Origin of the sequence: Lysobacter sp. CCNWLW3, assembly GCF_036697405.1 — a bacterium.
Classification (GTDB): domain Bacteria; phylum Pseudomonadota; class Gammaproteobacteria; order Xanthomonadales; family Xanthomonadaceae; genus Lysobacter.
This window is the reverse complement of sequence record NZ_JBAHWA010000001.1, coordinates 724,266-741,485: the sequence shown is the minus strand read 5'-3', so window position 1 is coordinate 741,485 and position 17,220 is coordinate 724,266. Positions and strand designations below refer to the sequence as shown.

The following is a 17,220-nucleotide window of genomic DNA, read 5'->3' as shown; positions in this document are numbered from 1 at the left end:
CGGTAATTCCTGATCGATACGCGTGCGCCGGCGACGGCGAACGCTGGAGGTGTGGCGATGGCGCGCGGCGGCGCGGCATGCGGCGTTGGCGAAGGCGCAGCGAGCGACGGCCACGGCGCGCGATGCCCTCACTCAGCGCGCTTCCGCCGCCGCGGGCGCGCCCGGCGCCGGCACGTCGTGCTTCTTGTGCGCCATGCCCATCTTGTCGGCGACTTCCTTGGGCATGTAGGTCTCATCGTGCTTGGCCAGGATTTCCTCGGCCACGAAACGCCCGTCCTGCATGCGGCCGGTCGCGACCACGGCCTGCTTCTCGCGGAACAGGTCGGGCAGGATGCCGGTGTAGACCACCGGCATTTCGGCATCGCCGTCGGTCACGCGGAAATGCGCCTCCAGCGAGCCGCGCGCGCGCTGGAAGGAGTTGGCCGCGACCATGCCGCCCAGGCGGAAGCGCGCGTGCTCGCCGGCCTCGCCGCGCAGCACTTCGCTGGGCGTGTACAGGTAGGCGACGTTGCGCTGCAGGGCCATGGCCACCAGGGTCATGGCGATGGCGGCCGCGGCGACCAGGGCCAGCACCCACAGCAGTCGGCGGCGACGGGTCGGATTCATCGGCTCAATTCACTCGTTTGGCTGCGTGCGGTCTGGCCGGCCTGGCGCGCCGCGCGGGCGCGCGCATTGCGCAGCTCGCGGCGGATCTGCAGGCGGGTGGCGACGAAATCCCAGATCAGCACGATGGCGAACACCGCGTAGGCGGCGATGACGTAGTTCAGATAGTTCATGCCTGCGGGCCCTCGCCGCGCGCCGCGCCGGCCAGCTGCGCGACCCAGGCCTTGCCGGACTCGCGGCGCAGGTTGTCGGCGCGCGCGCGCGCCAGCAGGGCGCCGACGAACCACAGCTTGGTGCCCACGATCATCCAGACCAGCGGCGCGATCATGCTCGCGTCCATGCTGGACTCGCCCATCAGGCGGATGGTCTGGCCCTGGTGCAGCGAGTTCCACCATTCCACCGAGTAGCGGATCACCGGCAGCAGGACCACGCCGACGATCGCCAGCAGGCCGGCCGCGCGCGCGGCGGCGCGGCGGTCGTCGATGGCGTTGTACAGGCCGATCACGCCCAGATAGAGGAACAGCAGGATCAGCTCGCTGGTCAGGCGCGGGTCCCAGTCCCACCAGGTGCCCCACATCGGCTTGCCCCAGATCGAGCCGGTGGCCAGGGTGATCAGGGTGAAGCCGGCGCCGATCGGGGCGCAGGCCATGGCCAGGATTTCGCACAGCTTGATCCGCCAGATCAGCGCGATCGCCGCGTAGACCGCCATCAGCGCGAACACCGCCATGCTCATCCAGGCGCTGGGCACGTGGATATAGAGGATGCGGAAGCTGTCGCCCTGCTGGTAGTCGGCCGGCACCACGAACAGCGCGCCGTACAGGCCCCAGGCCATGACCAGCAGGCCGGCGATATAGCCCCACGGCGCCCAACGCGCGGCGAAGCGGTCGAAGGTGGGCGGCGAGCCGAGTTGGTGGAACCAGCGGACGAGTGGATTCATGCAGCTATTCGGTCCGTCCCGGCGACGGGCGTGTTGGGGGCGCGGCGGTTGGACCGCGCGGGCGGTGATCGGTTCGTCGCGACCGGGCTCGGGGCCCGGACCGGCCGCGCGGGTGGGCGGTCAGTTCAAGGCGATCCGGATCGCGGCGGCGGCGGCCAGCGGTGCCAGCACCAGCGCCACCACCAGGCCGGCGGCGAGCAACAGCAGGCCGCCGGTGGCATCCAGTCCCTGGGCCGAGGCGGCCACGCTGCCGGCACCGAACACCAGCACGGGCACGTACAGCGGCAGCGCCAACAAGGCCACAAGGATACCAGAGCGCCGCATTCCGACCGTCAGCGCGGCGACCACCGCGCCGAGCAGACTCAGCAAGGGCGTGCCCAGCGCCAGCGAGACCAGCAGCACCGGCAGCTGCGCGCGCGGCAGGTGCAGCAGCTCGGCCAGGAACGGCGTGGCGATCAGCAGCGGCAGGGCGGTGGTGGCCCAATGCATGAAGGTGCGCACCGCGACCAGCCAGCCCAGCGGCACCGGCGCCAGCATCCATTGCTCCAGCGAGCCGTCCTCGGCGTCGCCGCGGAACAGGGTGTCCAGGGCCAGCAGGCCGGCCAGCAGCACCGCCAGCCATAGCACCGCGCCGGCGACCTTGGACAGGGACTGGGCCTCGCCGCCCAGGGCCAGGGCGAACAGCACCACCACCAGCAGGGCGAACAGCGCCGGCTGCAGGGCGTCGCCGCGGCGGCGCCACAGCAGACGCAGATCGCGGGCGAGCAGGGCGCGCGCGGCGCCGATCAGGCCGGGCAGGGCGGCGCTGCCGGGGCGCTGCGCGCGGACGGTCGGGTTCGGGGTCATGCCGAAGCGGCCTCGATAGATGGCATCGGCTTGCCGTGCAGGGCGCTCATTGCGCGGGCTCCGGCCGGGTATTCGCCGTGGCAGCCGATGCCGATAGGGCATCGGCCGAGCGCGACGGCTCGCCCAGTACCAGCATGCGCGTGCGCACCGGCGGCGCCGCGTAGGCGCCGTGGGTGGTGACCAGGGCCGCGCCGCCGTCGCGCAGATGCGCCTGGACCATGCGGTTGACCAGTTCGATGCCGTCCAGGTCGAGGTTGGCGTAGGGTTCGTCCAGCAGCCACAGCGGCGCCGGCGACATCCACAGCCGGGCCAGCGACAGGCGCTTCTTCTGCCCGGCCGAGAGCTGGCGCGCCAGCGCGTCCTCGTAGCCGGCCAGGCCGACGATCGCGAGCGCGTTGCCCGGCAACTGGGCGCGGCGGCGGCCTTGCAGACCGCACAGGAAGTCGAGGTTCTCCAGCGCGCTCAGGTCGGCCTTGAGCCCGGGCAGATGGCCCAGGTAGGCGATCGCGCGCGCCCGCCGCGCGGCGCGCGCGCGTTGCCCGTCGATGTCGATCTCGCCGCCGTCGGCGCGCAGCAGGCCGGCCAGCACCCGCAGCAAGGTGGTCTTGCCGGCGCCGTTACCGCCCTGGACCAGCAAGGCTTCGCCGGCGTCGACCGAAAAATCCAAGGGCCCGAACACGGGTTCGTCGTTGCGCGCGAAACGCAGGCCGCGGGCTTCCAGCAACGCAGGGGCGGGGCGGTCGAGTGGGGTCATCGGTCGGGCGCGGGCGGCGGTGGGCCGCGTAGCCGGCTAGTTTACCGCCAGTCGCGGCGCAAACCCCTACCCGGACGGGCGTTTACACGCCGGCCCAGTCGGTGTGCGCGCTGGCCGCGGCATGGGCCGGCGCCGGCAGCAGCATGCGCAGGCGCACCGGTTGGCCGCGCCGCCAGGCCAGCACCGCGGCCTGGCCGAAGTCGGCGGCCAGGCGGTCGGCGGCGTTCTGTTCGATCCCGGTCAGCAGCCAGCCCGGTTCGCGCCACTGCCCGTCGGGGGCGCTGGCCCAGGCCGATTGGCGGGCGATGCCGGCCGCATCCAGACGCGCGACCAGCGCCGCGTCGGCGGCCGCGTTGGCGGCGTCCGAGCGCGGTTCCGAAGCCGGGTTCCAGGCGCTGACCAGCACATAGGCCTCGGCTGGCAGGTAGGCCTCCAGATCGGGCGCGGGCGCGCCCACCCGCAATGCGATCGCATCGCCGTCGACGACCACGGCATACGTGGCCGCGGCGTAGAGAGCGGCCAGTTCGGCGGCGTCGACGATCTGGATTTCACGCATGCGGCCAGTCTGGTGCGCGCCGCGGCGGCGCGCAAACGGGCGCCGACGGACGGCGCCCGTTTGCGTCGGGCGCTGAGAGAAAACCCCTACGGCGCGGGCGATGGCGCGGGCGCATGGGCCGGTTCCGCATCGTCATGCCGTCGCGCTTATGAGTTGCGGCGGCGATTCCGTACACTCGGCGTCCCCACGCCATGTTCCGGATCCATGAGCCCCGAAACCAAGTTGCCGAAGGTCGGCACCACCATCTTCACCGTGATGTCGCAGCTCGCCGCCGAGCACGGCGCGGTCAACCTGGGCCAGGGTTTCCCCGATTTCGAGGTGCCCGCGCGCCTGGTCGACGCGCTGGCGCGGGCGATGCGCGAGGGCAAGAACCAGTACGCGCCGATGACCGGCATCCCGGCCCTGCGCCAGGCGATCGCGGCCAAGACCGAGCGCTGCTACGGCCACCGCCCCGACGCCGACAGCGAGGTCACCGTGGTCTCCGGCGCCAGCGAGGCGATCTTCGACGCCATCCACGCCGTGGTCCGGCCGGGCGAGGAGGTGATCGTGCTCGATCCCTGCTACGACAGCTACGAGCCCTCGATCGATCTGGCCGGCGGCCGCGCCGTGCACGTGCCGCTGGACCCGCGCACCTTCGCGGTCGACTGGGACCTAGTGCGCGCGGCGGTCACGCCCAAGACGCGCATGCTGATGATCAATTCGCCGCACAACCCGTCCGGCGCCATGTTCACGGCCGACGACATCGCCAACTTGAATGCGCTGCTGCGCCAGACCGGTATCTATCTGCTGTCGGATGAGGTCTACGAGCACATCGTCTTCGACGGCGTGCGTCACGAGTCGGTGCTGCGCTATCCGGAACTGCGCGAGCGCGCCTTCGTGATCTCCAGCTTCGGCAAGACCTACCACTGCACCGGCTGGAAGATCGGCTACTGCATCGCGCCGCCGGCGCTGTCGGCCGAGTTCCGCAAGGTCCACCAGTACAACAGCTTCTGCAGTTTCGCCCCGGCCCAGTGGGCCTTCGCCGAGATGATCGAGGCCGAGCCGGAGCACTACGAACAGCTCGGCGCCTTCTACGAGGCCAAGCGCGATCGGTTTCGCGCGCAACTATCGCAAACCCGCCTGCAAGCGCTGCCGGTGGCCGGCGGTTACTTCCAATTGGTCGACTATTCGGCGATCAGCGATCTCGACGACGTCGCCTTCAGCCGTTGGCTGACGATCGAAAAAGGTGTGACCACGATCCCATTGTCGCCGTTCTACGAGTCCGCACCGGCCAATCAGCGCCTGGTTCGGCTGTGTTTCGCCAAGAACGAAACCACCTTGGATGCCGCGATCGAGCGCCTACGCGGCCTCTAATGACGCAAATGCACACTTAAGTTGCGCAGACCTATTGCTCAACGGTTTAAGTTCGGGCTAACCTTCAGTGACGAGCGTCGCAAGAGCTCGTCAGACATTGTGACCGTGCTGTAAGGGGGGAGTTCATGGATAGAACGATTTTCTCTAGTCGTTCATTGGGCGCGACATCGTCGCCCGGTGCGACCAGAGCACGCGCGGCCCGCGCCGTCGGGGAGACGGCGCCCGCAACCGCATACCGACCGAGCTGCGTCCGGTCATCTCAATTTCACTGATCTAGACCATGGTGGCGCGAGCGCACCGGCACGGCCGGCCGCGTCCGCCTCCATCGCCGATCGGTGCGCGCGTCAATTCAAGACTATTGGGGAAAGCGTGAGTATCTCTACTGCAACCAGTCATCGTATGTGGGTCGCGGCGTTGCTGGCCGTCGCTTTGGTCGGGTGCGCCTCGCGTCCGGCTCCGGATTTCGGCGGCCGCTGGAAGCCGGTCAACCACTTCGCCTCCGTTCCTGACGAAATCCCGCTGCAAAAGACCTACGTCTACTACCCGTCGCCGATGGACGGCACGCTGAAGACGATGCTCGAGCGCTGGGCCCAGGACTCGCAGATGCCGTTGTCCTACCTGCATCCGTCCGACTTCACCCTGCATCAGGCCGTGGCTCAGATCCACACCACCAGCGTCCAGGACGCGGTCGCCCAGCTGAGCTCGGCTTACTCCGCCCAGGGCGTCTCGGTGACGGTCGAGAACGGCCAGATCGTGGTCCGTGCCGCGACGCCGAGCTCGGACACCGCGCCCGTGTCGACGACGGACGACGCCGCGCAGGGCGAGGCGACGCACGTGGCCGGGGTCGCGCCGTAAACGCGCGCACGTCGGCGCCGCGCGCGGCCGGAGCCTTCGGGCCCGCGCGCGCGGGCGGCGACGCACTTTCCATGCTCGTACTGGATGCAGCCTAGATGTTCGGAAAGAAAACAGTCACTCCCCAAGTGGAGAACGCGGTCGCGAAGGCCGTGAATTACGAAGTCACCGTCGCCGATATCGCACGCCGCAGCGAAAAGCGCGCGTGGATCGTGGCGTGGGCGTCGATCCTGATGGCATTGATCCTGGCCGGCGGCTACTTCTACTTCCTGCCGCTCAAGGAGAAGGTGCCTTACCTGGTGATGGCCGACGCCTACACCGGCACGGTCACCATCGCCCGTTTGCGCGACGATTTCGCCAACCCGAGCATCGCCGCCAGCGAGGCGCTCAACAAGAGCAACATCTCGCACTTCATCATGGCGCGCGAGTCCTACGACTTCTCGCAGATCGGCGAGCGCGACTGGTCGACGGTGTTCGCGATGGGCACCCCGCACGTCACCAGCGGCTACAAGCAGCTGTACGACAGCACCAATCGCAACAACCCGATCACCCTGTTCGGCAAGACCAAGACCGTGCGCGTGAAGATCCTCAGCATGCAGCTGCACGGCGCGTCCAACATCGACGACAAGACCAAGACCGCGACCGCGCGCTTCCAGCGCACCTTGTACAACAAGGAAAGCGGCTCCTCGGAACCGCTGGACAGCAAGATCGCCACGATCGAGTTCCTGTACAAGTCCAACCTGAAGATGGACGAGGCCAACCGCGTCCTCAATCCGCTGGGCTTCCAGGTCACCGGTTACCGCGTCGACAACGACTACGCGGCGTCGCCGCCGGTCAATACCGGCAGCGAGTTCCCGATGCCGACCCAGGCCGCCCCGGCCGCGCCCGGCGCCGTGCCCGGTGCCGTCCCCGGCCAGCCGGTCGATCCCAACCAGGTGCCGCCCGCGCCGCAACCCGGCGTACCCGGCGCTGCGCCGCAGCCTGGCGTTCCCGCCCCCAACACCGTCAACCCGGCGACGCCGCCGGCTGCACCCGCACCGACCGGTAATGCGAATGGAGTCAGCACCCGATGAATTGCCTGCGTAAACATCGCCTCGCCGCCGCCCTGTTGCTTCTGGCGCTCGCCGGCTCGGCGCTACCCGCTGCGGCCCAAGTGGTCCAGGAATACGAATACGAACCCAGCCGCATCTACCAGGTGCGCACCGGTCTGGGCATCACCACGCAGGTCGAACTGGACCCGAACGAGGTCATCCTCGATTACAGCACCGGTTTCAGCGCCGGTTGGGACCTGAGCCGCCGCGAGAACGTCTTCTATCTGAAGCCGAAGAACGTCGACGTCGACACCAACATGATGATCCGTACCGCGACCCACTCCTACATCCTGGAGCTCAAGGTCGTGGCCACGGACTGGCGGGTGCTGGAGCAGGCCAAGCAGGCCGGCGTGCAGTACAAGGTCAAGTTCGTATATCCGAAGGACACCGAGTTCGCCGCCGCCAAGAGCAAGGAGGCCGAGGCGCCGGTGCCGGAGATCAGCACCGCGCTGGACAAGAGCCGGCTGTACCACTTCGATTACCAGTACTCGACTCGCAGCGCCAAGAAGAAGGCCTGGCTGATTCCGGTCAACGTCTACGACGACGGCCAGTTCACCTACGTGAAGATGAGTGGCCTGAAGGACCTGCCGACCGGCAACTTCCCGGCGGTGTTCGCGCGCGAGCGTGAGAGCGGCGAGGACTTCGTGGTCAACACCACGGTCGAGGACAACACCATCGTCGTCCACGGCACCTATCCCTACTTGATCATCCGCCACGGCAAGAACGTCGTCGGTCTGCGCAGGAACAAGCAGAAATGAGCCATAACATGCCGCCCAACCAGGGCCAGCCCGACGAAAACACCGGCGCTCCGCAGGATCAGCAGAGCTACGGCTACACCGGCGCCAATCCGTACTACGGCCAGCAGTCCGGCGCCCAGGCGGCGCCCGACCTGGACGCGGGCGCGCCGCTGCTCAAATCCAGCGACGTGCAGAAGCTGAATCGCAAGGCGCTGCTGTTCCTGGCCGGCATCATCCTGCTGCTGGTGTTCGGCGCGGTGTGGATGTTCACCCGCGCGACCTCCGGCGAGGACGAAAAGGCCAAGGTCGAGGAAGAGGTGGTCAGCATTCCCGAGCTGCCCAAGGCCGCTTCGGACGTGGCCCCGCCGCTGCCGCCGGAACAGGTCGCCGATCTGCCGCCGGTGCCGCTGGCTCCCGAAATGCCGCCGCCGGTGCAGAACAACGACGGCTCGGCGATGGTGGTCGAGGACACCGGTCCGCGCGGTCCGACGCTGATGGAGCGCCGGATGATGAACAGCGCCGATGGCAATCCGGGCGCGATGACGCCAGGCCAGGCCGCGACGGCGGGCATGACGCCGCCGGACGAGTACGCCAAGCAGATGATGGCCATGGTGCCGGGCCCGGACGGCCAGATGCGGCCGCAGGGCCAGCAGCGCGAAGGGGCCGCGGTCGCCAGCGCCAAGCCGATCTACAACCCCGACACCCTGCTGGTGCGCGGTACCTACATCCGCTGCGTGATGGAGACCCGCATCATCACCGACGTGGCCGGCTTCACTTCCTGCATCGTCACCGAGCCGACCTACTCGATCAACGGCCGTCGCCTGCTGCTGCCCAAGGGCTCCAAGATCTCGGGCCGCTACCAGAACGAGAACATCAACGGCCCGCGCGTGTCGGTGATCTGGGACCGCATCACCACCCCGACCGGCATCGACGTGAACATGGCCAGCCCGGGCGTGGACAACCTCGGCGGCGCCGGCCATCCGGGCGATTACAACGCGCATTGGGGCAGCCGCATCGCCTCGGCGCTGATGATCAGCCTGATCGCCGACGCGTTCAAATACGCCGCGGCCGAGAACGGTCCGCAATCCAGCACGGTCGCCCCGGGCGGCCTGGTGGTGCAGAGCCCCTACGAGAGCGTGACCGCGCGTTCGGTCGAGCGCCTGGCCAACCAGGCCCTGGACAAGAGCGTGAACCGTCCGCCGACGGTGACGATCAACCAGGGCACGGTGGTCAACGTCTACGTGGCCAAGGACGTCGACTTCTCGTCCATCATCCGCTGATGATGGACGGGGAGACGGTCTGAATGGGTATGGACGATTCGCCTATCGCTGCGGTGTCGAGCGGGTTCCTGGATTACCAGTACCAAGTGCTGGGTATCCACGACTTCATGTCGTCGCCCGACGTCACCGAAATCTGCATCAACAAGCCGGGCGAGCTGTACCTGGAAACCCGCGAGGGCTGGAAGAAGATTGAGGTGCCGACGCTCACCTTCGATCGGGCGCGTCAGTTCTGTACCGCGGTGGTCAACGAGAGCAACACGGGTCAGCGCATCACCGATGCCGACCCGGTGGTCTCGTTGACCTTCCCGACCGGGCAGCGTGCGCAGTTCGTGATTCCCCCGGCCTGCGACGCGGGCAAGGTCTCGATCACCATCCGCCTGCCGTCCAAGCACAACAAGACCCTGCAGCAGTACCAGGACGACGGCTTCTTCGCCCAGATCCTGGAAAGCACGCACGTCCTGAGCGACCACGACCGCGAACTGCTGGAGCTGCGCGCCTCGCGCAACTACTCCGAGTTCTTCAAGAAGGCCGTGCAGTACAAGAAGAACATCGTCGTCGCCGGGGCCACCGGCAGCGGCAAGACCACCTTCATGAAGTCGCTGGTGGGGCACATCCCCGACGTCGAACGCCTGGTCACGATCGAGGACGCCCGCGAGCTTTTCATCCAGCAGCCCAACGTAGTGCACTTGCTCTACTCGAAAGGTGGACAAAGCACCAGCAACGTCACTGCAAAGAGTTGCATGGAAGCTTGTCTGCGCATGAAGCCGGACCGGATCATCCTGGCGGAGTTGCGCGGCGACGAATCGTTCTACTTCATCCGAAATTGCGCCTCCGGCCACCCCGGGTCGATCACCAGCTGCCACGCCGGCAGCACGACCCAGACCTGGGACCAGTTGGCGCTGATGGTGAAGGCTTCGGCGGAGGGCTCGGGCCTCGAGTTCGCGGTCATCAAGCGGCTATTGATGATGACCATCGATATCGTGGTCCATATCAAGGCCCACGCCGGGCAGCGCCACATCACGGGTATCGATTTCAACCCGGAACGGGCGCACAGCGAATAAACGCGAGGTCTGTCCCATTTTGGGGGCGCGACCTGGCCGGGGCAGGGTAGGGGAGCGCTTATTGACATCATTCGTCTGTAGATGAATGATAAGTGCGTCGATCTGGCGCATAACAGGCTGTTTATAGAACGGTTTTGTTAGGTCGACGCCAAGGTCGGCACAGGGGGAAATACGGATGTTGCCCGGTATCGAATTGATGAGCTGCCCTAGCTTGGCGGTTCCGCACGAAGTGATGCACCACGTCGTGCGCGTGGAGTCTTCCTACAATCCGTACGCCATCGGCGTCGTCGGCGGCCGCCTCGTGCGCCAGCCCCGCAGCCTGCCCGAAGCCCTGGCCACCGTGCGCATGCTCGAGAGCAAGGGCTACAACTTCTCCCTGGGCCTGGCCCAGGTCAACCGCTACAACATGGCCAAATACGGCCTGGATTCCTACGAGAAGGCCTTCGAGACCTGCCCGAACCTGCAGGCCGGCTCGCGCATCCTGGCCGAATGCTACGGCCGCTCCAGTGGGGACTGGGGCAAATCCTTCAGCTGCTACTACTCCGGCAATTTCGTCACCGGCTACCGCCACGGCTACGTGCAGAAGGTCTACGCCTCTATGGGCGCCAAGGCCGCGCCGGCCGCCGACGGCCAGGCGATCGCCGTGATCAGCAAGCCCTCGCGCCGCTCGGTGCCGGTCAGCCGCATGCCGCTGTACGCCAATACCCGCCAGACCGCCGGCACCCAGCGTCTGCCGGCCGCCGGCGCCGCGCCGGCCCAGGTCACCAGCCGCGTCACCATGGCGGTGGCCGCGCCGCCGGCCATGCCGATGGCGCCCAATCCCGTTCAGATCTCGGCCGTGCCCGCGAGCCCGGCCCCGGCCGCGCCCGTTCCGCAGCCCGTCGCTCCCATGCCGGTCGCGGCGATGGGCGCGGTGGTCGCCGCACAGGCGCCGCAGCCGGTGAAAGTGCAACCCATGGCGAATGCCCCCGCATCCGCCACGGAGCAATCCCAGGGGGATCAGGCATTCGTTTTTTAGCGTGCCGCTTGTAGTTTGAACCGAAGCTAGCTTTCACCATTCAAATCGTTGTCAATCGAAAGAGGGATCTATCCATGAACTCCAACGCGCACTTCAAGACCATCTTCACGTCCTTCCTCATGGCGGCCCTGTTCGTCGGCATGCTGCTCGTGCCGGACATCGCGTTCGCTCAGAGCGGCGGCGGCGCCGACGCTACGGGCCGCGTGAAGGGCTTCATCAACAACATCAACGGCCTGCTGAACATCGCCTCGGTCGCGGTCGTCACGATGGCGCTGATCTACTGCGGCTATCAGATCGCGTTCGCCAACAAGCGCATCATGGACATGCTGCCGATCCTGGTCGGCGCGTTCGTGATCGGTGCGGCTGCCCAGATCGCCAAGATGATCATTCCGGAAAACGTCGGTTCCGGCGTGATGCTGACCATCCTCAACGCGTCCTATGCATAAGAACGTGTTGTTCCGCGGCTGCACGCGGCCGGCGATGTTTCTGGGGGTGCCCTACATCCCCTTCGCCATCGGTGCGGGCGCGGTCATCGTGCTGACGATGTACGTCAACATGTTTTGCATCGCGCTGTTGCCGTTCGTCATCTTCGTGATGCGACAGATGACGCGGCGCGACGAAATGATCTTCCGCTTGCTCAGCCTGCGCTGGAAGTTCCGCTTCCGCATGCGCAATCTGCAGCACCACTCGGGCATGTGGGTGTTCACCCAGAACACCTATCGCAGCCCGGGCGACAAGAGGAAGTGATACTCCCCCGGCGCCATCGCGGTCCGACCGCGATGGCGCACGGGTTTGCAGGTCCCGACGGTCGCGTAGCCGCAAGGCATCGCGCCGGCGGCAGGTGATCGATCCATAGCCCGTCCGACTTCAGAGCAGACCCAGTACGCCATGCTGACTCCCGATACGCCCATCAGCGATTTCATTCCGCTGTCCACGCACGTCTCTCCGACCGTCATCAAGACCACGGGCGGGGATTACATGCTCGTGTGGAGCCTGGGCGGTCTGCCCTTCGTCGGTCGCGAGGAATGGGAGATCGAGCACCGCCACAACACCTTCAACCGCATGTTGCAGACCCTGCGAGCGCCGGACTTCACCAACGTCGCGTTCTGGGTCCACGACGTGCGCCGCAAGCGCCGCGTCCAGGGCGGCAGCAAGTTCGAGCAGCAGTTCAACCAGGAAATGTCCGACGCGTATTTCGCCACGCTGTCGGGCGCCAAGCTGATGCAGAACGAGCTGTACCTGACGATGATGTACCGCCCGATCGTGACGGGTAAGCGTTTCGTCGAGAAGTCCGCCAGCGCCGAGCAGCTGCAGGCGCAGCAGGACCAGGCAGTGGCCAAGATCCTCGAGTTGGCCAGCAACGTCGAGGCCGTGCTCAAGGATTACGCTCCGTACCGCCTGGGCATGTACGAGGCCAAGAACGGCGTCGTGTTCTCCGAGGCGCTGGAATTCTTCGGCTACCTGCTCAACCGCATCGACGAGCCGGTGCCGGTGCTGCCGGCGCCGATCCCGAGCTATCTGCCGGTCAGCCGGCTGATGTTCTCGGCCAAGACCGGCGATTTCGTCGTCAACACTCCGACCGGCGTCAACCACTTCGGTGCGATGCTCAACGTCAAGGAGTACACCGACGGCACCTATCCCGGCATCCTCAACGGCATGAAGTACCTGGACTTCGAGTACGTGATCACGCACTCGTTCAGTCCGATGGGCCGCCAGGACGCGCTCAAGGTGCTGGACCGCACCAAGGGCATGATGATCTCGTCCGGCGACAAGGCGGTCAGCCAGATCGTCGAACTCGACATGGCCATGGACCAGCTGGCCTCGGGCAACTTCGTGCTCGGCGAATACCATTTCACCATCTGTCTGTACGCTGAATCCCAGGAAAAGCTCGCCAACAACATCGCGATGGCGCGCGCCGAGCTGTCCAACGCCGGCTTCGTGTCGGCCAAGGAAGACCTGGCCGTGACTGCGTCGTTCTACGCGCAGTTCCCGGGCAACTGGCAGTACCGCACCCGTCTGGCCAACGTCAGCTCGCTCAACTTCCTCGGTCTGTCGCCGCTGCACAACTTCGCGACCGGCAAGAAGGAGAACAACCCCTGGGGCGAGTGCGTCACCACCCTGCAGACCACCAACGGCCAGCCGTACTATTTCAATTTCCACGCCACTCACCCGGCCGAGAATTCGCTGGGCGAGAAGGCGATCGCCAACACCATGGTGATCGGCAAGTCCGGTACCGGTAAGACCGCGCTGATCAACTTCCTGTTGAGCCAGGTGCAGAAGCTCAAGCCGACGCCGACGATCTTCTTCTTCGACAAGGACCGCGGCGCCGAGATCTTCGTGCGCGCCTGCGGCGGCAACTACCTGGCGTTGGAGAACGGTCAGCCGACCGGCTTCAACCCGCTGCAGTGCGAGCGCAACGAGGCCAACACGCAGTTCCTGGCCGACCTGATCAAGGTGCTGTGCGGCAAGAGCCAGTACTCGGCGCGCGAGGACGAGGACATCTTCCGCGCGGTCGAGAACATGCTCGACACGCCCAAGCACCTGCGCAGCATGACCAACCTGCAGAAGAGCCTGCCCAACATGGGCGACGACGGCCTGTTCGCGCGCATGCGCAAATGGACCGCGGGCAATTCGCTGGGCTGGGTGTTCGACAACCCGGTCGACACGATCAATCTGGAAAAGGCCAACATCATCGGTTTCGACTACACCGATGTGATCGACAACCCCGAAGTGCGCGTGCCGGTGATCAACTACCTGCTGCACCGCCTGGAGGAACTGATCGACGGCCGCCCGCTGATCTACGTGATGGACGAGTTCTGGAAGATCCTCGACGGCTCCGGCGGCCTCAAGGAATTCGCCAAGAACAAGCAGAAGACCATCCGTAAGCAGAACGGCCTGGGCATCTTCGCCACCCAGAGCCCGGAAGACGCCCTGGCCAGCGACATCTCGGCCTCGCTGATCGAACAGACCGCGACCCTGATCCTGCTGCCGAACCCGAACGCCAGCCGCGAGGACTACATGGAAGGCCTCAAGCTGACCGACTCGGAATACCAGGTGGTCAAGAGCCTGGACGAGCGCTCGCGCTGCTTCCTGGTCAAGCAGGGCCACGCGGCCACGGTCTGCCAGCTCAACCTGCGCGGCCTCGACGACTCGCTGGCGGTGATCTCGGCCTCCACCGACAACATCGAGATCATGCACAACGTGCTCGAAACCGAAGCCCGTCGCGCCGGAGTCACGGTCGACGAGCTGCGGCCCGAGCAGTGGCTGGCCTCGTTCTACGCCAATCGCAAGGGCTCGGGCAAAGCCAAGCCGAGCACCACCGAACGTAGCCAGGCCACGGCCTGATACCCCCACGGATTCACGCAGCACGCGAACGTCGACGTACCGCAACCTGCCCAAGAAGAGGAACTTCGCCATGATCATCAAGCGCAATAACCAGGCCAACGGCCGCAAGTCCAAGAAGCTGGCGCTCGCCGGCGTCCTACTGGCCTGCTCGCTGGCCGCCGGCAACGGCAGCGCCATGGGGCCGGTGGTCGAGGTTGGTCCGAACCTGATCCAGAGCATCCTGAATCAGATCAACACCTACTCGCAGAGGTTCGCCGACACGGCCGCGTACGCGAACGATGCGAAGAGCTGGCTGGATCAGCTCAACCACATGAAGCAGCAGCTGATCAACATGCAGAGCCTGCTCAGCTCGGTGGGCATGCCCAACGGCACCACCTGGAGCACGGTCAACGCCAAGACTTACCTGGTCGAGGAGTCCTGCAACCGCGGCGGCGGCGGCCTCAACCTCAGCTCCTTGCTGACCATGTTCAATCTGAATCCGGGCGGCGACATCGTCGCCGAGCAGAAGAAGATCTGCACCGCCATTCGCCAGGCCCGCAACGAGAAGTACAACTACACGGTCAGGTTCGTGATGGAAACGGCGCCGCAGATGGAGGCCATGCTCAAGAACGTGCAGAGCCAGCGCAACGGCGACAACTCGCAGGGCAACGTCACGAACGTGGCGACCTCTTCCACCCAGATCAGCAACGATCTGGCGCTGAAGTTCCAGATGTGGCAGGGCCACATGCAGACCTACGATGTCTACATCGCGAGCATGGAAGAGAACCAGCGCGTGCTGGCTTACAAGGCCATGAAGGGGCAGCAGACCATCCTGGGTTCGCTGGTCAAGACCGGCGCGCTCGCGACCGCCTTGAAGGTCGGCAACTGAGTTAGGGGACGGCCGGAGCGGCCGGGCCAGGCGGCCCGCTGCTTCGAAGCCGGTACAGAGTCTGCGCCGATGGGTTCGGTGCGGTGGTTGAACAGGGGCAGGCCAGCGGCAATGACCCGACAGGCAGATAGGCGCGCAGATGAGCAGGGGAATCGAAATCGTGGGTGATTGGCTGAAGGGCAGCATCGGCAACTGGCTGGATTGGCTCAATCCGCATGTCCAGTCGGTGGGGGATTTCGTCTTCTTCCGCCTGATCCTTGCCTACCTGCGCGAGGAGATCCAGAAGTTCGGCGTGGGCATGATGACCAACGCCATGCAGTGGGTGGGCGGCATCGCGCTGACCGCGATGACGCTGTGGATCCTGGTGCAGGGCTATCGCATCGTCACCGGCATTTCGCGCGAACCGATGATGGGCTTGGTGAGCAGCTCGCTGCGCGCCGCCTTCATCATCGGCGTGGCGACGTCGATGGCGGCGTTCGGCACCAATATGCACACGTTCTTCACCGTGGATCTCAACAAGGAAATCCACTGGATCGTCACCGGCAAGGAAACCAAGATCGAGGACCAGATCGACAAGAGCCTGGCCTGGATGCAGGTAGCCTTGACCAGTATCGACATGATCGACGTGGTGCGGGACCCGACCCTGGACGACGACAAGAACCGCGCCATGTGGTTCATCGGCATGGGCACGGGCGGCCCCGCGATCGTCAGCGGCACCATGCTGCTGCTGTACGAGATCGCCATGGCCATGTTCGTGGGCTTCGGGCCAATATTCATATTGTGTTTGCTGTTCGACCAGACAAAACAGCTATTCACTAAATGGCTTTACTACGGCATAGGAACGCTATTCTCGATGGCGGTCCTGAGCGCGATGGTATCGATAGCCTTGGAGATGGTCACACGCGTCTCCGCCGCGTTCTGGACCACGGCGCTAGCCGGCAAGCTGATGGGCGGTATGGATTTCAGCGACGGCATGACCAGCCAGGCCATGCAGCAGGGCGGCATGGGCCTGATCCTGACCGTGCTGATCGTCAGCGCGCCGCCGATGGCCGCGATGTTCTTCCAGGGTCTGCTCGGTACGCCTAGCGCTTACAACGCCATGGGCGGTGCAGGCGCGGCCCAGCCGGGCGCGGGCATGCCTCCGGGTTACGCCGGCAGCGCGGGCTATCGCCCGACCACGCCGACTTACGGCGGCGGTGGTGGCGGTCAGCCAGGTTACGTGCCGCCCTCGCAGTCGGGTAACGCGCCCAATCCGTCACTGCAACAAGGTGCCGCGACCGGCCGGCCTGGTTCACCTCAGCCTCAGGTCGACACCATTAAACCTAGTCCGAACGTCACTCCAGGCACGCGCTAATCCATACGGAGGTGGTTGAGGATGAAAGTTTGGTTTTGTGTGCTCCTGCTCGGTCTCGTGAGCTCGGGTTGGGCTCAGGCAGAGCAGGGATGCCCTCCAGGCCTGGCCCCGATCGGCCAGGCGCCGGGACCGATCTGCGTACCTCAGCCGGGCTACGGCATCGGCGGCCCCAGCCCGGTCCAGTCGCGAGAGCCGCGCGGACCGCAGTGGCAGTCGCGTTTTGGTGCCATGTCGATCGACTACACCCGCGGCAAGCTGGGTACGGCGTCCAACATGGCCAATACGCGCAAGGCCGAGAAGGCCGCGATCGCGCAGTGTCGTGCCAATGGCGGCGACGACAGCAGCTGCAAGAAGAACCTGCTTTCCTGGGGCAACGGTTGTGGTGTGGTCGCCTGGGGCGAAAGCTTCGCTGCCATGCGCAGTGGCGCGTCCGTCGATGCCGCCGCATCAGAGGCCTTGCAAGTCTGCGGTCAGAACACCGGTGATTGCCAGATCTATTATTCGGGTTGTAGTTACCCCGTGCAGAACTGAGTTCGCTGGACATATGCGAGCTGCAGCTAATCCT

The 17,220-nt window shown here is 65.9% G+C and carries 19 protein-coding genes; 13 read left to right on the top strand and 6 right to left on the bottom strand.

Features of this window, described 5'->3' with window-relative positions; translation table 11 throughout:
- Positions 1–132: 132 nt before the first annotated feature.
- The 6 genes from ccmE to V1318_RS03320 all read right to left on the bottom strand — a co-directional run bounded on the left by ccmE (position 133) and on the right by V1318_RS03320 (position 3,696).
- A complete protein-coding gene (gene ccmE / locus V1318_RS03345; RefSeq protein ID WP_332937674.1) occupies positions 133–606 on the bottom strand; it encodes a cytochrome c maturation protein CcmE in 474 nt (157 codons plus the stop codon).
- A complete protein-coding gene (ccmD, locus tag V1318_RS03340) occupies positions 603–776 on the bottom strand; it encodes a heme exporter protein CcmD (protein ID WP_332937672.1) in 174 nt (57 codons plus the stop codon). Before ccmD ends, ccmE begins: the two co-directional genes overlap by 4 nt.
- Positions 773–1,540 (bottom strand): heme ABC transporter permease CcmC, encoded by a 768-nt coding sequence (gene ccmC, locus V1318_RS03335; RefSeq protein ID WP_332937671.1) that lies wholly within the window; start codon positions 1,538–1,540, stop codon positions 773–775. Before ccmC ends, ccmD begins: the two co-directional genes overlap by 4 nt.
- Positions 1,541–1,660: 120 nt before the next feature.
- Positions 1,661–2,386, bottom strand: a complete 726-nt coding sequence (gene ccmB / locus V1318_RS03330) for a heme exporter protein CcmB (RefSeq protein ID WP_332937669.1) — start codon at positions 2,384–2,386, stop codon at positions 1,661–1,663.
- A 46-nt stretch (positions 2,387–2,432) separates the two neighbouring features.
- Positions 2,433–3,140 carry a heme ABC exporter ATP-binding protein CcmA gene (gene ccmA, locus V1318_RS03325; protein ID WP_332937667.1) on the bottom strand — a complete coding sequence of 236 codons (708 nt, stop codon included), beginning with the start codon at positions 3,138–3,140 and terminating at the stop codon, positions 2,433–2,435.
- Between the two features lie 82 nt (positions 3,141–3,222).
- Positions 3,223–3,696: a DUF3293 domain-containing protein gene (locus tag V1318_RS03320; protein WP_332937665.1), complete on the bottom strand. Its 474-nt coding sequence runs from the start codon at positions 3,694–3,696 to the stop codon at positions 3,223–3,225.
- A 204-nt stretch (positions 3,697–3,900) separates the two neighbouring features.
- Between V1318_RS03320 and V1318_RS03315 the strand changes: the two genes are divergently transcribed.
- The 13 genes from V1318_RS03315 to V1318_RS03255 all read left to right on the top strand — a co-directional run bounded on the left by V1318_RS03315 (position 3,901) and on the right by V1318_RS03255 (position 17,186).
- Positions 3,901–5,049 (top strand): pyridoxal phosphate-dependent aminotransferase, encoded by a 1,149-nt coding sequence (locus tag V1318_RS03315; RefSeq protein ID WP_332937664.1) that lies wholly within the window; start codon positions 3,901–3,903, stop codon positions 5,047–5,049.
- A gap of 399 nt (positions 5,050–5,448) precedes the next feature.
- Complete coding sequence (locus V1318_RS03310) at positions 5,449–5,904, top strand: hypothetical protein (RefSeq protein ID WP_332937663.1); 456 nt, start codon at positions 5,449–5,451, stop codon at positions 5,902–5,904.
- Between the two features lie 149 nt (positions 5,905–6,053).
- Positions 6,054–6,974 (top strand): type IV secretion system protein, encoded by a 921-nt coding sequence (locus V1318_RS03305; protein WP_332937661.1) that lies wholly within the window; start codon positions 6,054–6,056, stop codon positions 6,972–6,974.
- A complete protein-coding gene (locus V1318_RS03300; RefSeq protein WP_332937659.1) occupies positions 6,971–7,750 on the top strand; it encodes a TrbG/VirB9 family P-type conjugative transfer protein in 780 nt (259 codons plus the stop codon). The genes V1318_RS03305 and V1318_RS03300 overlap by 4 nt, the downstream gene beginning before the upstream one ends.
- A complete protein-coding gene (locus V1318_RS03295; RefSeq protein WP_332937658.1) occupies positions 7,747–9,009 on the top strand; it encodes a TrbI/VirB10 family protein in 1,263 nt (420 codons plus the stop codon). Before V1318_RS03300 ends, V1318_RS03295 begins: the two co-directional genes overlap by 4 nt.
- Positions 9,010–9,032: 23 nt before the next feature.
- Positions 9,033–10,070 carry a P-type DNA transfer ATPase VirB11 gene (gene virB11 / locus V1318_RS03290; protein ID WP_332937656.1) on the top strand — a complete coding sequence of 346 codons (1,038 nt, stop codon included), beginning with the start codon at positions 9,033–9,035 and terminating at the stop codon, positions 10,068–10,070.
- 175 nt (positions 10,071–10,245) lie between these two features.
- A complete protein-coding gene (locus tag V1318_RS03285; RefSeq protein WP_332937654.1) occupies positions 10,246–11,088 on the top strand; it encodes a lytic transglycosylase domain-containing protein in 843 nt (280 codons plus the stop codon).
- Between the two features lie 74 nt (positions 11,089–11,162).
- Positions 11,163–11,534: a TrbC/VirB2 family protein gene (locus V1318_RS03280; protein ID WP_332937653.1), complete on the top strand. Its 372-nt coding sequence runs from the start codon at positions 11,163–11,165 to the stop codon at positions 11,532–11,534.
- Complete coding sequence (locus V1318_RS03275; protein WP_332937651.1) at positions 11,527–11,835, top strand: VirB3 family type IV secretion system protein; 309 nt, start codon at positions 11,527–11,529, stop codon at positions 11,833–11,835. Before V1318_RS03280 ends, V1318_RS03275 begins: the two co-directional genes overlap by 8 nt.
- Positions 11,836–11,976: 141 nt before the next feature.
- Positions 11,977–14,433, top strand: coding sequence for a VirB4 family type IV secretion/conjugal transfer ATPase (locus V1318_RS03270; protein ID WP_332937649.1), 2,457 nt, complete (start codon positions 11,977–11,979; stop codon positions 14,431–14,433).
- Positions 14,434–14,503: 70 nt separating this feature from the next.
- Positions 14,504–15,301 carry a hypothetical protein gene (locus V1318_RS03265; protein ID WP_332937647.1) on the top strand — a complete coding sequence of 266 codons (798 nt, stop codon included), beginning with the start codon at positions 14,504–14,506 and terminating at the stop codon, positions 15,299–15,301.
- 139 nt (positions 15,302–15,440) lie between these two features.
- Positions 15,441–16,655 carry a type IV secretion system protein gene (locus tag V1318_RS03260; protein WP_332937646.1) on the top strand — a complete coding sequence of 405 codons (1,215 nt, stop codon included), beginning with the start codon at positions 15,441–15,443 and terminating at the stop codon, positions 16,653–16,655.
- Positions 16,656–16,883: 228 nt separating this feature from the next.
- A complete protein-coding gene (locus V1318_RS03255) occupies positions 16,884–17,186 on the top strand; it encodes a DUF4189 domain-containing protein (RefSeq protein ID WP_332937644.1) in 303 nt (100 codons plus the stop codon).
- Positions 17,187–17,220 lie beyond the last annotated feature (34 nt).